Below are 14,888 nucleotides of genomic sequence, written 5' to 3' on the forward strand. Positions count from 1 at the left end.
AGTTAAGCCCACCAGCGCCGATGGTACTGCTAACGCGGGAGAGTAGGCCGCCGCCAGTTTTTATTTTATTTTTAAAAGTCTCATGTATAACAAATACATGAGACTTTTTTTTGCTGGATAACCAAACCACAAACCATATATCCTTTTATACTATACAAATACTTACTTACTGTATTTATACTATTATCCCCATCAGACAACCTAATAAGAGAAGGTTAGGATAACGTTCTAATTATTTACCCACTACTGGTATGTTGTATTATCCATCATTTTGACCTTATTTTAAGTCTATAAACCGGAGGTTTTATGCATCTTGGTATTTGGGATTAGATCACTTGAAAATAGTCTGTAGATTGGCAAAATTTTAATTCGGCCCTATTGTAAAAACAATTTGAGTGCTGTATGTTTTAGCCGGGATTACGACAGAAGCACCGCCTATCTGCAATTGCACATTAACACCCGAAAAAGTCACACTGTTGCCTAGCCCTAAAACTCCGGTAAAGTTGATTGTAAAAAATGCTGTAGCCGCGGCCGGTGGTATTTCCAGGTAAGTATTTCCACCATTTATAGTTGCGGTACAAAGAAGGCAAAGCCCGCTGATATTAGTAGTACCGCCGCTTCTTTTGGCATAAAGATGGAGAGCATTATTCCAGGAAGTAGAATTATGGTGCATACTAATCCTGGCGGCTCCACTTGTAAGGAGATTTAGAAATGATCCTGGTAATGTACCGGATAGTGTGATTACATTGGTTGTACTTTCATAAGTTCCTGTATAATTATTTCCGGCTTCAGTGATAGAGGGTACACTTACAGTCCAATTGTTTCCACTTGCATTGATTGTCTGTGCTTCCCAATAACTACAAATTGTTATAAGGATTATGCATAAATATTTTTTTAAGAGTATTTCTCTGGGGAAGTGACTATTGATCTTCATGTTTCAATTTTATTCTGTGATAGTGTAGACGATTACAATGGCTGTATTGGTTTGGGCCGTTAAAGTACCGTAATTACCGGGAATTAAGGAGATTGTAAGAGCATGGCCATTGTTTGCGCCATTTCCTGTAAAGGCGCCTCCAATACCACTGATAATCGTAACAGGCGTAGTCGTAAGAATAACCTGTCCTGAAGATGTACCTAATGTTCCTCCTCCTGCTCCGGAAGCAGCCGCCGCCTGCAATCTTATATTGACCCCAGGAATAACCTTATTCACAGATGCTGTAATTCTTCTGGTCAATCCTCCAGTAGCGATGGCAGAAGTATAATTGACCCATTTTGATGTGTTAGGGGTGGGATTACCAATCGCGTTTCCTGCTTCGGTAGGAGCCGTAAAATTTAAAGTAATATTTCCAGAAGGCTCAATGTCCATCAAAGTAACAATAGGTAAAGTCATGGTAACAGTAGTCTGGGAATAGAATAAACCGGACAAAATAAAAGTTATTGATAACAATATGGAACGGATCAAAATCATTTCTTCTTTTTTATTTCATTATATCCTACCTTTAAGGATTCCTGCTGGTATTTGATTTCTACCTGCTGTTTGACAACGTGGATGCTTATTTTTTTTGTTTCTGAAGGCTTTAATGTAAACTGGAATTTATCGGTCGAAATTTTATAACGTTTATCAAGACCATTCCGGTAAACTTTAACAGTCCAGTCTCCCGGTCTGAGATAGGTAAAATCAAAATCTTCTCCGATAAAACAGATTTTACGGTACGTCTGGTCTTTACCGGCAGCTTCTATAATAATACTTTCCTTTTTCTTTTTATCTTTTTTGCCCATTAATGATGGAAGGTCATCTTTTTCTTCTGTAAATTGAATATGCCCCTGTATATTTGCTGCGGTAGTTAATCCGAAATTAAATACATTTTCTTTGTTAATAAGGGAAAGTGCTGCCGGAAATGTGAAAGTCGGAATATCGTTGATTTCAGTGGTTGTGTGGTCTATCTCCAGAAAATAATTACCCGGAATAACATTTTTAAATGAGTAATTTCCCTCTTGATCTGTTACAGATAAATAGTGGCCGAGCATTAATTTTATTCCCTCAGTTCTTTTTATTCCCATATTGCTTATATTTCCCGATAATGAAATGTATTCTGCTGTTTTTTGTACCGGAACATTAGGACGCCAGGTATACCGCATTGAAAATATAAAATCCTTATTACCTATTTCACCTCTCTGTAATGAATATCTGCCTGAAAGATCAAGCTCATTTCCCGGGAATAATTGCTGATGAAACAGAAGCTCAAATAGATTTCTGTCTTTGAAATATTCTTCAGGAATATAATTGTTCTGATAAAAAAGACTGAGGCTGGTCTTATCAGAAAAACGACTGAAGATCCTGGCTCCGTAATAGAGCTGTTTCTGATTTTGCTGCTGGTATCTGGAACTGATCGCATAACTTCCGTACAGATTAAAAGAGGTTTTGAATCTTTCAAATGAAAGATTGGCTGAATAAAAGTTTGAATGGCCACTAAAACCTATGAGATAATTGTCTGTTTTTCCAAATTGCCCTTCAAGGTTGACCTGAAACATTCCGATCCGTTGGTCTATGCTGACTTTGAAAAAGCGTTCATAGTAGTCAAACTGTCTGGGTTCCAGGCGATCCTGATACTTTTGGTAACCGTTATTAAGCATTATAGAACCGGTGGTCAGGTATTTATACTGTACACCATATTGGAAGTATTGCCTGTAGGGTGCTGCCAGAAACAGAGTGTCCCTCTGAAAGTTTTTGGCATCCTGTGTATAATTGGCAAAAGCACTGAACTTTTTTGAGATTTTGTAATAAATATTGCCGTTAAATGTATTTGTATTGGTGAAATATCCTGCAAATTCAGGGCTTGCCTTTATATACATTAAGCTTCCGCTGAGCCTTTCAAAATTCGCTTCAGCCTGTAACATATAGGCCGTTCCTTCCGTTTTTTTTGTTGTGCTGTAGGCAAATTCTCCAGAAAGATTAATGTTTCTTGAAATTTTGAATTTTCCTTTGGTATAGGGAAGATGAGCGTCAGAATCTAGCCTGGCATCTCCGTAATGAAGCTCTCCCTTTCTTGGGATTTTATAAAGATATCCGACAGAAACTTCCGATTCTTTTCGGATTCTGAAGGTTGAATTGAGATTGAATTCATCTTTAATATCCCGGAAAAACCTGGGATGATTGTAGAAGCCACCAAGGCTGATTTTATTAAAATTATACCGGATTTCTGCTCCACGGCCATACCTGGCAAATTCCGTTAAATAAGAGGAAGAATAGGTTTTATCACCAAGATGGACAAAAAAATTATCCCGTTTATAATTAACAAAATATTCTTCGTATTGAGTGAATGAATTGAGCTCTACAGGATTATGGGTGACAGCCCGGAACTCGACCTGATTCTTATTACCTTTATCCAGTGTTCCTTTACCATATATCTCCCCCTGGAAACCATCGTGGTAAACACCCCTGTTCTGCATTCCGATGAAAGATAGTGAAACTGCAACAGGAAGTCTGTGATAAATATCGTTGTCTGTGGGTTTTACTGATATTACCTGAGTACTTGTGTAAATATTTTGATTTTCTTTGGGATTATCTTTTGAATACACGGAAAGATGAAGATTCTGAAACTCATTTTGTCCGATATCAGGATCTGTTATTTTATGTATGGTTATAACCTTTGATTCATTAGGCCCTAAAATAAGGGATGCATCATGGTCAACAACGGCATTTTTACTTTCCAGTATAAGGGTTTCTGTTATATTCCCATTATTTTTTAAAAGAAATGAGGGGCGTATTGTGGACCCCGCCCTCGTAAACTCGGGCGAGTCTAATACCGTTATGGAAAGCTTTCTATTTCCGGAGACTGTAACCTGTGAGCTTTTGGCAAAAATAATTCCGCTATTGAGGTCGGTAATATTCAGTGTTACGGAATAGATTCCCTGAGGTGTTTCTGCTGCAATGCGTAAAGGAACGAGGTATACTGAAGTTTCATAAGGAGAAATTTCAAATTTCCCTTTTGCTAAAATAGGAGTGATGTGTGGACTTGAGGTGATAACTGAAATGTCATAGGCCTTATTTTCTCCTGAATTATTTTCTAATGAGAAGGGGATAGAAGTAGACATTCCCGGCATTAGGCTATCTTTTTTACTGATCAATCGGTCTGACTGCTGTTGAGAAAAAGTAAATACCGGGAATAATAATATGATGATAAATAATGTCCAATTTCTATTCATTTTTTACTTCTAATTCCACATTGACCGCAAAGGCATTTTCTTCTTCATCTGTGGCTATGATGGTAGCAGTGTATTGATCCGGAGGAACTTTACTGATATCGATGGGAAACGTTTTAGAGGTAGAAGGCAGCAGTCCCATTGCCAAACTAGAATAGGTGCCTTTTTTTTCTCCTGTCTTACGGTTATAGATTTCAATAGATGCGGTTGGCTTGCAGTAAAGGGTTCCGTTATTGGCTATTGCGATTTTTACGGTTTGTTTTCCTTCTTCTTTCTCTACTTTCACACTTTCAAATGTGAGATCCGGTTTGGCTTTTTCTGTTTCATAATCTGTAATGACCTGAATGGCATATCGTATTACAGAGGTGATATTTACGCCGGGCTTATTGTCGCTGGGTTTTATATCTTCTACAGGTTCTACAATGATCACACTCCAGTAGCTGCCGGGGTCCATCGCATTATTGGGAACAGTGATCTCATACAATACTTCTGTTTTTTCTTTGCCTTTCAGGGTAACCAGGTTGGTATTCAGCCTGATCCAGTTTCCATTGGTTCTTTGATTACTCTGTAATGCCGTATAATGGATGGTCCCGTTGGAATGATAGGAGAAGTCCTGTAAAAATAATTTTACGCTCTGAGGGTTGTTTCCGGTATTTTCAATGGCAACTTTTCCTTTATAAACTTTTCCGTTTTCTATTTTATAAGAATGCGTAAGCCCGTTGAGAATCACAATGCCGGCATGTAAAAAGCTGAACTGCAAAATCAGGGTGATCAAAAGAAGAATACGCTTTATCATCATATAAAGTCTGGAGTTAAATTATTAATAATACAAAAGCAGGAAGAAACTGTATACCAATTTCTTCTTGTTTTTGAAATGCAGAATAGAATTTATTTAGATTCTAGTTGTCTGATATAGTGTAAGTAACGGTCGCCACTGTAGTTGCTGTCGCCTGCAGGTCTGCATAGTCAGCCACTCCTCCGGGGCCACTCCCTGCAGCAAGGGCATACGTAAGATTATGTCCGTTATTGGCACCATTACCAGTATAAGCACTTCCGATACCGGAAATGATAGTCTGGTCAGCTGCGCTTAAAGTTAAAAGTCCTGCGGATGTTCCCAGCGTACCGCCTCCTGCTCCTGTAGCGGCTGCGGCTGTTACGTTGATATCCACTCCGGGAATAAGAGCGTTCAATTTCACAGTCACGTTACGGGTAGGATCTGCAACGGATTTGATGGAAGAATAATTAAGCCATAGTGTATTATCTTCTGCACTTGGAATCACGGGGTTTCCCGCTTCTGTAGGGGCTGTAAATCCTAATGTAAGGTTTTTGGTAGCAGCCGGTTCAATGTCTACCAAAGCGACTTCAGGAATAGAGATTGTGATTGTGTGATTATCTGTATTGGTATCCTGGGCATTCATATTTCCGGATACAGCAGCTGCGAATAAAGACATTGCAACCGTTAATTTTAGTTTTTTCATGATGCTAATAATTAGTTAAGTGAATATAATAAAATTCGGCATATTGTGAAAATAATATATGATATTTTTTATATTGATGTTTATTTGGTTTTTATAATGTAATATATTTGAAAAATATTATAACGTTTGGTATGAAAAAATCCTGTACAGAATTGTACAGGATTTTATATGATCCGAATATTTTCTATGCCCAATGTGGATCAGAAACAGAAACCTTGCCGGTTTCAACCCTTCCTGCAAAATGCCACAGGTGATCATTCTGCATGATCTTCAGATCGTACCAGCCTTTTTCTTTGCTAAGGTCAAGTACTATTTTTTCTTCCGGCTTCTGTAGTGAAATGGTCTTGTGGGTTTTCCCGTATAGATCTTCCAGCGTGATAGCAAGATTTCTTTTTTTAGTATTTTTAAAGATCAGCTCAATCTGATTTTTAGAGGTATTATTTACAGATAATACTTCCAGGTCAGGAACGGTATTGCCTTTAAATTTCCTGAAAAAGCCATTAGGCCCGAAAACCTCATAATCATAGGCTCCTGAATGGACAGTGTGGGCTAATTCCTGTTTCGAATATAAAGCATAAGAAAAATGATAATCAGAGCCGTTGAACTGAGTTCTGTCATAAATCAACAGAGGAACTCCATTCTCTTTTAAATTGGTCATTTTAATCTTCCCATCTTCCAGATTGACATGAAAGTTATAAGGAAGCGGATTGGATGGTTTTAATCCCCGTTCCTGAATTTCGAGTAAATTGGGAGTAAGTTCGTTTTCAGCATACCATTTCAGGTCAGGAACAGGTTTGTTTTTAGCAGCATTGATGGTTTTGGCATAATCTTTCTGATCCAGATAATCCATTTGTGGCGCTTTTACATTTGGAGAATTAAATGCAGAGGTAAGATCTCCGCAGATTGCTCTTCTCCAATCACTGATATTGTCAACCTGAACATTTTTGCTGAATTTTTTCATGATGAATTTTTCCAGAAACTGTAATACCGAGGTATGATCTGATACTTCAGAATTCACGAAACCTCCTTTGGTCCATGGTGAAGCAATAATCATCGGAACCCTGTAACCCAGCCCTACAGTTCCCTCAACTTTTTCATACTCTTTTAAGGCCGGATTAGACATGTATTCCTGGGATTTGTCAACATATTCTACCCCTTCTTTCCCATTCATGTCTACCGGCTGGCTCGGATTTATGGGTGGGGCAAAAGGAAGCACGTGGTCAAAATAACCGTCATTCTCATCATAATTGATAATGAAAATTGTTTTTTTCCAGGTTTCAGGATCTTTGGTCAGAATATTTAATACCTCTGAAATATACCATGCACCGTACCAGGGTGATCCGGGATGGTCCGAGAAATGCTCAGGAGCGACCAGCCAGGAGACCAGTGGCAGTTTTTTCTCTTCTACATCTTTCCTGAACTGAAACAGCACATCACCTTTCGGAACAACCAGTCTCTCTCCGTTTTCATCCTCACCGATTTCCAGATTCCGGTAGTCAGGATCATTTGAATTGATCGTGAAAGCCTTTTCGTGAAGGTTTTTCTCTTCCTTTGACAGCTTTGAATAATTGTCAGGATGATATTTTATCATATCTTCCTGCAGTTCGGTGATAATCATCTCCAGCCTTTCTTTCTGTTTCGGATTTTTTTCAATTTCCTTTTTCAGGTTGGTGATGATATTGGGAATGTTCTGGTAATAACCTTTTGAAAATTTAACATTAAACTTTGAAAACCATTCAATCGGGTTATCGGTGAAATTGCTCAGCCATGCTTCCTGCTCTCCGGACATTCCTTTAGGCAGGCTGATCTCATTCTGATAGATCCGCCATGATATGTTTTGTGCTTCCAGTATTTCAGGGAAGCTTTTCCATTTTGCCTGTCTGGCCTTATCATAATCAATATTTTCATTGACGACATTGGCCTTTACTTTACCGTTTTGCTGTTCTCTTAATGTTCCTGACCAGAGGAATAATCTGTTGGGTGTAGTTCCCGTCAGTGAGGAGCAGAAATACTGATCGAATATGGTGAATGCATCTGCCAGCTGGTAATAAAAAGGAAGATCTTCCCGGTTATAATACCCTAATGTCAGCGGAATATTTTTATAGTCTTTATTTCCTGAAGCTTTTGCCTGAAGCCATTGGTCATATTTTCCCTTATTCAGTGCATGCTGTTGGTTTTCCCAGGAATGGGGGAGTGAGCTCATCCATGTAGATTTGGTATTTCTTAAATCTAAACGTGCAGGAGAAGCATATTTTCCGGTATTCCCCTTTTGAAAAAAAACGGAATGGCCATCCGGTTTTATAAAAGCCCTTTTATCCAAAAATCCCCGGACTCCCTTAAGGGCCCCAAAGGCATGGTCAAACGAACGGTTTTCCTGCATAAGGATCACCACATGCTCCGCATCATAAAAAGTAGACTGGGCAGCAGGCTCAATAGCCAGTGCTTTTAAGATAGAAGGATGAAGAACGCTTGAAGTTCCCAATCCTGCTAATAAAAGACTTGATTTTTCTAAAAATTCTCTTCTGTTCATATTCAATCGTAATAAGAAAGAAACCGCAAGTTAATAGGATTTTCCTGCGATTTCTTTGTTTATATAAAAAATAATCAGATTTTACTGTAGCCACCAGGGTTTAGAATTGATATCATCATTTCCTCCATACTGAGCAGCAAGGGCAGCTTTTAAATTATTGCTGTTATAACTGTATTCTGACTGCGGATACCTGAACCTGAAAGGAGCAGCGACCCCTGACTTTAAAGGATAGTTCGGATATCCTGTCCTTAAATAATCATAATAAGAAGTCCATTGTGCCTGGTGAAACATTGTCATGTACTTTTGGGTCATGATCTTTTCAAGCTGGGTTTGCAGAGGGGCTGCATCATTATAGATCACCAGCGGTGTTGCCAGATACTGATTCACATCAAAACCTGAGAAATATTGTCCCGGATTTTTTACATAAGTCTGATAAAAACTGAAACTTGCTTTGATCGCATTGTCGTAATGTATTTTCGCAGATCCTGAAATCCACCCTCTGGCCGCCGCTTCAGCCAGAATAAACTCCAGCTCTGAATAGCTTATAACAGAAGACGGTTCATTAGTAGGATCCTTGTAAAAACGATCATTCACCTTGGATATATTTTTTGCAGTGATCAATGCGGCATTATCAGAATAAGGAGATATAGGATTTCCGCCGTTGTATCCTGTGAAATCTGTAATTGGCTTGCCTGCCTCCTTAGCTCCGGTAGTCTGTGCAGCAAAAGTAAATAAGCGGGGGTCTTGTCTTTCCTTAAACAGATTGATGAAATAATCGGCCATGTATAAACTTGATCCGTAGCCACTGTTGTTGAACATGGAATATCTGCTGTCCGCGGCATCTGCAAATTTAAGCTCGCCATTGTCCGTAATTGAGGTCATCAAAGGCTGGTTTTCTGCAATAGAAGCAAACTCTGTTGCAATATTATAGTTTCCTACTGTAGTTTTTTTAGATAATGTGATCAAAATTTTCAGTCGGAATGAATTGATCAGCTTTTTCCATTTTAAAGCATCACCGTTGAAAACGATATCCCCTTCAATTTTATCGCTGGTATTGATCAGATCATTGGCTTCTTTCAGTTCAGATAAAATTCCGGACATGATCGCTTCCTGGCTGTCATATGTAGACTGGGTAATTCCGGATTCTCCTTTGACAGCTTCGGAATAAGGAGCGCTTCCCACTTTTAAACTGATCGTAAAAAAATGATATGCTCTGAAAAACTTACCGATGGCGATGTAGTTTTTGTTGTTGACCTTTTCCGCTTCCTGCATCATTTTTACGGTATTTAAAAGTCCCTTTGTATAGACTTCAAATGAAGCATCATTCCATTTCATATACTGATACTTATTTTCTCCATCAGTACCGATCATCATTCTTGAGGCATACATATTGTCCCCGTCTACCTGAAACGTATAATTTGAAATATAGGTCAGAAGATACTTGGGATCAATGCTGGCCTGGTCGTTAGGATTTTCGTTGATCTTATCAAGATTAGATTCACATGAAGTCAATGCTAACACTCCTGCGAGCAGTAAGGATCTTACATTAAGCCATTTTGCTGTTTTACCGTTTTGCCTTTTCGCTTTGAATATATTATTTTTCATTGTATTGACGTACTTTTTAGTTAAAACTTAAGATTAAATCCGATTCCGAACCATCTGCTGGACGGATCCTGGATATCATTCTCCGTTTTTGCCTGGAAATCAGGATCAGAGTAGAGGTTCTTTGATTTCTTCCACATTGCTAAATTATAGGCAGAGATATTGGCTGTAAAGCCTTTTACCATTCCTTTGGGATTCAGTAAAGAAGAGAAATCATATTCCAGAACTACAGACCTAAGCTTGATGAAAGTCCTGTCAAAGACATTGGCAAATTCTTCACTCTCGTCCTGGGTTACCCTGGCCTGGTATGGATAGTTCTGTGCCCAGTCCTGGAAGCTTATCGCTTTGGTATGCGGAGTGTAGGTTCCTGTTGCTGGATTGTAATTGACTCCATCCGGAACAAAATAATAAGTTCCCGGGTTAGCGTATTCAAGATCTCTGTAGGCAACAGAATTAGGATGTTTGCCTCCCCACCACATTTTCTCAACGACCTGCGACCTCATCACACCACCGATGCTTCCGTCAATTCCGATATTTAAAGAAAGCTTTTTGTATTTGAAGGTATTGTTGAATCCAAAAGTCCAGTCCGGATTAAAATGTCCCAGATTACTTGGCGTATTGGCCCTTGTTGGCATTCCTGAATTGGCATCCAGGATCACTTTCCCGTCAGGAGATTTTTGCCATGTATAATCATAATAGCTGTCCATTCTTTCTCCTAACCTGATATTTTTGTAATTAGGCATATTGTCATAGATGGAAGTCAGCTTCTGCTCATAAATACTCCAGTTGATTAAGGTTTTCCATGTAAAATCGGTCGTTTTTACAGGAACTAATCCGAGGGAAACTTCAAAACCTTTTGTTGTATATTCATTGCCATTCACATACTGAGAAGTGAAACCTGATGATTCTGCAGCCGGGAATTCAAGAATATTATTGTAGTCTAATGTTCTGAAATATGTAGCATCTAAAGTAATTCTGTTATTAAGGAAGCCTGCGCTCAGTCCCAGCTCATAAGATTTTGTCTGTTCCGGTTTCAAAGAATTTTCAACGTTCAGAGTGGTCGGGTAATAATAGGTAGGATTACCGTTGAAAGTAATTCCTTTATTGTTCAGGTAATAATTCCTGATCGAATAAGGCTGGAAATCATACGCTACCTTTGCCCATGAAGCGGAAAGTTTCAGCATATTGATGGCTTCAGGCATTTTTACCAGATTGGAAATTACCGCACTGATGGATGCTGAAGGATAGAAATAAGACCTGTTGGCTTTAGGCAGTGTGGAAGACCAGTCATTACGCCCTGAAATATTGATGAAGAAAGCATTATATAATCCGATGTCTATCGTGGAATAAGCACTATAGATCAGTTTTTCTTTCAGGTAAGTATACTTCTTCAGAGCTCCTATTGAATTTTCAAATGTATACAGTTCCGGAATTTTCAACCCATCCGTAGAGGTTTCATTGTTATTGTTTTTGTAATAAAATGTTGAACCTCCTGCGTTGATCGTAAAATCAAAATTCTCTGATATTTTTTTCTTGTAGGTGGCCAGCACGTCATAATTCAGGTTCCAGGTCTTGTCATCCTTTAAAATATAACCTCCGCTTCTTGGAGCGCTGTAGTTGAAGTAAGAATAAGGACTCAATACCTCAGTTTTGCTATGATTTTCAACAAGGGATATTTTACCTTTTACCGAAAAATCTTTTGTTGCCTTATATTCTAATCCGGTCTGGGCATTGATGATATTGGTTCTGTTCTGGTTTTTATAATATTCAGCTCCGAACCATGGATTGTTGTACCATGCATAGTTCCAGTTGGCTTGTGCTCTTCCTTCTCTTCCCGGAATCCACATGTGGTTCTTAAGAGCCCTTCCGTCTACATCGCCTCCCATCCAGATCAGGATGGTATACATATGTCCGCTCGGATTATAATCGTAGTTGGGGATATTAGGGGTAAAAGCCTGGTTGAAATTGAATTTCGTATCAAAGATCAACTTCTCACCAAGATGGTTTTGAGAAGAAAAATTGATCCCGTATTTCTGTAAATAAGAATTGGGAACCCTGTCATCATAATTCATGAAGTTTCCTGAGAACCTGTAGATATCTTTATTATTTCTGTAGCTGATGGCGAAATTATTATTGTTGATAACGGCAGGTTTTAAAAACGTATTTAAGTTATCATGATATGCCCAGTCGATCGGAACCCTTTCAAATCTTGATTTATCATCATATTGCGTACCGGTCACGGCACCATACCATGGAATTACCTGTCCGGTTACTTTATCTCTGATGGGACTGTTCCATTGGGCGATCTTCAGGCCCGGGACAAATTTTGGACCCCAGATCATATCTCCGTCATTCACTCCGCCGTCGGCTCCGTCCCAGAATTCATACTTTCCGTGTGAACCGTTTCCATATTCGGTCTGTGTTTTTGGAAGGTTGGTGAAGCCCCCTGTAATCATGGTATTTTGAGAAAACTCTACTGAAAATCCTTTCTTTCTGGCATTTTTTGTTGTGATCAAAACAGCTCCGTAGCGTCCTCTTGAACCATATAAGGCAGATGCTGTGGCTCCTTTCAGCACGTTGATATTTTCTATATTGTTAGGATCCAGATTCTGAAAAACTTCCCTTTCCACAATAACTCCATCAATGACAAAAACCAGATTGGAATTCCCTCTTAAGGTAAACTGTGGGGCCTGCTGCATTCCTGTAGGATTGGAAACATTCAGACCTGCTACCTGACCTGAGAACAGGTTTCCTATACTTGGGGTAGTAATCGTTTCAAACTGTTTCGTACCCACCTCCTGAGTAGAATATCCGATCTTTTCTTTCTTTTTGGCGATTCCTAAAGCGGTAATCACAACCCCCTCAATTTGCTTTTCATTCGGCTTTTTTAAAACAATGGAGTACTGTTTTTTTGAAGAAACTTCAACGGTATAAACCGAAAAATCAGGAGCAAAGAATTCAAGAATATCTTTTGGGTTGGCTGAAATGGTAAAATTACCATTCTCATCTGTTGTAGCGGTCTTTCCTGTATTTTTATCAGTGATACTTACCCCTGACACAGAAGAACCGTTTTCAGACTTTACATTTCCGGAAATGTTGATTTCCTGAGCGGTAAAATAAAGAGGAAGTAAAAAAACGGCAAAAGTTGCTAGAGTTTTCTTCATTTTTTTGAAGACAAATTTAGCAGGGTATTGTTACCTGTATTTTAATGCTGTATTAAAATAAAAATATGATTTTAATAACTTTTAACAGGACTAATTAATATAATGATAATATGATAGATGTTGCTTGTATAGGGACTTTTGCTTTATTGTATTAATAATATATGGAATGGTTGGAGGTTGGAAGAAAGGAGAAGGTAAATTTTTTAAACTGCTAATATAAACAAGCTTAAATAATTTTTGTTTTCTGCATTTTCTTGTGATCTAGAATCTGCTCAGGATTCCCCAGTGAATTTTTATATCGTTGAATTTGAAAGGATTTCCAAACTCATTCCCATTCGAAAGCTGGAAGCTCATCAGTCCGATAGGTATAAAGAAATTAAATCCGAGTCCGACACTATAGAGCTTGGGCTTTACATTTAATGATTTATTATTGAGCTGACCATATTGGCCGAAGAGGTCAAAAAATGCCTGGCTGCCAATCAGATAACGGTATTCCAGACTTCCATAATAAAAATAATCTGCTGCAAGAGAGTTTTCATTGAATCCCCGCATGGAATTCCAGCCTCCGAAACGGAATAATTCATTGGTGGAGAACTCTATCTTGGAATCCATCATCCGGCCTTCTCCTTTTATATTGAGAAAGTGGTTTCCTGAGATGTTATAATTGTGTTCCCCATAGAAGTAAAACTGATTTTGATTGGCTTTGATATTATCTTTTGTATAGGTAGTCGTCAGGAAATCATATCCGGCACTGATCTTCGTTTTATAAAGGAAAAGATCGATGTCTGTAGGCTCGGTCATTTCATACCAGATCCCGATTCCTTTTTTGTTGTAGTCTTTTCCCTGTACATATAATGAATCAATAATGGTTGAGGTTTCTAAAGTACCTCTGATACCGATCTTATTGCGGTTGTTTATATGATAATAAAAAGCAGGAAGGAATTTTACATTGGCAAAAGTAGAATCCTGTCTGTAGATATTCACCTTGGCGTTCAAACCTATATTGGATTTAAGAAGATAAGGGATGTCTACCTGTAGATCAAAGTTCTGCCCTTTATCCGGGTTTCTCTGCCAGTATAAATTGACCGTTTCGAAACCATTGAACATATTCCTGAAGTTAACGTTCATCGTTCCGTTTAAGGTAAACTTATCCGTTTTATCGTTTCCAAAACCTATCACTCCATCGAAAGTATTCGTCTTTTTCTTCTCAAGGAATAAATAGATATTCGTAGAATCTTTGGTGAATAAAGTCTGAGGCTGCCGCTCAAGGCTTACAAAAGGATGACTCTGAAAATTTTTGTTGATGGACAGCAGGTTCTTTTCATCATAATTTTTCCCTTTAAATTCCTTTTCTAAATTTTTGATGAATCTTTTGGGAACCCTTTCGTATCCTTTTACAACAAAACCGTCGATCGTTCTTTTATCATTTTTATTGATGTCCAGCTCTACAATAGGAAACCCATTTTTCTGGCCTTTATATTTAGACTTGATCCTGCTGAAAGAATATCCGTCATCAATATAAACCTTGTTAATGCTTTTTTTGGTGGAATCTAAATTTTTGGTGAAAAAATCTTTCCTGATCCTTAATTTCTGAGCAATGGAATCTGACAGGTCTACATAGGTTTCATTAAAATTTTTTCCTTTATCATAGAAAATTTCCGTGCTGTCCCCTTTTATTTTTACCTCTTTCAGCTGGGTAAAGAAGTAGCTGTTCTGAGCCAGAGAATCCAGAAATTTTGCTGCAGAGGCTGAATCTTTTACTTTTTTCCTGACCTGGGTTTCCGTATCGATCAGCCAATACTGCTTTTTCTGCGCTTGGATAAAAACGCAGAACATCACAAAAAATATTTTTAAAAGTAATTTCAATTTCTCATTCTGAATATAGTAGAGTGGAATAAAGAATCTCTATTA

The 14,888-nt window shown here is 38.4% G+C and carries 9 protein-coding genes; all 9 read right to left on the bottom strand.

Features of this window, described 5'->3' with window-relative positions:
- Positions 1-364 precede the first annotated feature (364 nt).
- The 9 genes from AC4IF5_RS03985 to AC4IF5_RS04025 all read right to left on the bottom strand — a co-directional run bounded on the left by AC4IF5_RS03985 (position 365) and on the right by AC4IF5_RS04025 (position 14,813).
- Positions 365-934 (bottom strand): hypothetical protein, encoded by a 570-nt coding sequence (locus AC4IF5_RS03985; RefSeq protein WP_490731908.1) that lies wholly within the window; start codon positions 932-934, stop codon positions 365-367.
- A 9-nt stretch (positions 935-943) separates the two neighbouring features.
- On the bottom strand, positions 944-1,468 hold the full coding sequence (locus AC4IF5_RS03990; RefSeq protein WP_490731910.1) for a hypothetical protein: 525 nt from the start codon (positions 1,466-1,468) through the stop codon (positions 944-946).
- On the bottom strand, positions 1,465-4,206 hold the full coding sequence (locus AC4IF5_RS03995; RefSeq protein WP_490731912.1) for a COG1470 family protein: 2,742 nt from the start codon (positions 4,204-4,206) through the stop codon (positions 1,465-1,467). Before AC4IF5_RS03995 ends, AC4IF5_RS03990 begins: the two co-directional genes overlap by 4 nt.
- Positions 4,199-5,002 carry a WxL protein host-binding domain-containing protein gene (locus tag AC4IF5_RS04000; RefSeq protein ID WP_490731914.1) on the bottom strand — a complete coding sequence of 268 codons (804 nt, stop codon included), beginning with the start codon at positions 5,000-5,002 and terminating at the stop codon, positions 4,199-4,201. Before AC4IF5_RS04000 ends, AC4IF5_RS03995 begins: the two co-directional genes overlap by 8 nt.
- Positions 5,003-5,102: 100 nt before the next feature.
- Positions 5,103-5,681, bottom strand: coding sequence for a hypothetical protein (locus AC4IF5_RS04005; protein ID WP_490731916.1), 579 nt, complete (start codon positions 5,679-5,681; stop codon positions 5,103-5,105).
- Positions 5,682-5,865: 184 nt separating this feature from the next.
- Positions 5,866-8,211 carry a phosphocholine-specific phospholipase C gene (locus AC4IF5_RS04010; protein ID WP_490731918.1) on the bottom strand — a complete coding sequence of 782 codons (2,346 nt, stop codon included), beginning with the start codon at positions 8,209-8,211 and terminating at the stop codon, positions 5,866-5,868.
- Positions 8,212-8,292: 81 nt separating this feature from the next.
- Positions 8,293-9,816 (bottom strand): SusD/RagB family nutrient-binding outer membrane lipoprotein, encoded by a 1,524-nt coding sequence (locus AC4IF5_RS04015; protein WP_490731920.1) that lies wholly within the window; start codon positions 9,814-9,816, stop codon positions 8,293-8,295.
- A 20-nt stretch (positions 9,817-9,836) separates the two neighbouring features.
- Entirely contained in the window at positions 9,837-12,977 is a 3,141-nt protein-coding gene (locus tag AC4IF5_RS04020; RefSeq protein WP_490731922.1) for a SusC/RagA family TonB-linked outer membrane protein, read from the bottom strand.
- 261 nt (positions 12,978-13,238) lie between these two features.
- Positions 13,239-14,813 (bottom strand): autotransporter assembly complex protein TamA, encoded by a 1,575-nt coding sequence (locus AC4IF5_RS04025; RefSeq protein ID WP_490732441.1) that lies wholly within the window; start codon positions 14,811-14,813, stop codon positions 13,239-13,241.
- Positions 14,814-14,888: the final 75 nt, after the last annotated feature.

The organism is Chryseobacterium sp. UF-290, assembly GCF_058245615.1.

Bases quoted from the DNA above. Each gene is read 5' to 3' on its own strand.
- AC4IF5_RS03985 (WP_490731908.1), bottom strand. From the start codon at position 934: ATGAAGATCAATAGTCACTTCCCCAGAGAAATACTCTTAAAAAAATAT.
- AC4IF5_RS03990 (WP_490731910.1), bottom strand. From the start codon at position 1,468: ATGATTTTGATCCGTTCCATATTGTTATCAATAACTTTTATTTTGTCC.
- AC4IF5_RS03995 (WP_490731912.1), bottom strand. From the start codon at position 4,206: ATGAATAGAAATTGGACATTATTTATCATCATATTATTATTCCCGGTA.
- AC4IF5_RS04000 (WP_490731914.1), bottom strand. From the start codon at position 5,002: ATGATGATAAAGCGTATTCTTCTTTTGATCACCCTGATTTTGCAGTTC.
- AC4IF5_RS04005 (WP_490731916.1), bottom strand. From the start codon at position 5,681: ATGAAAAAACTAAAATTAACGGTTGCAATGTCTTTATTCGCAGCTGCT.
- AC4IF5_RS04010 (WP_490731918.1), bottom strand. From the start codon at position 8,211: ATGAACAGAAGAGAATTTTTAGAAAAATCAAGTCTTTTATTAGCAGGA.
- AC4IF5_RS04015 (WP_490731920.1), bottom strand. From the start codon at position 9,816: ATGAAAAATAATATATTCAAAGCGAAAAGGCAAAACGGTAAAACAGCA.
- AC4IF5_RS04020 (WP_490731922.1), bottom strand. From the start codon at position 12,977: ATGAAGAAAACTCTAGCAACTTTTGCCGTTTTTTTACTTCCTCTTTAT.
- AC4IF5_RS04025 (WP_490732441.1), bottom strand. From the start codon at position 14,813: ATGTTCTGCGTTTTTATCCAAGCGCAGAAAAAGCAGTATTGGCTGATC.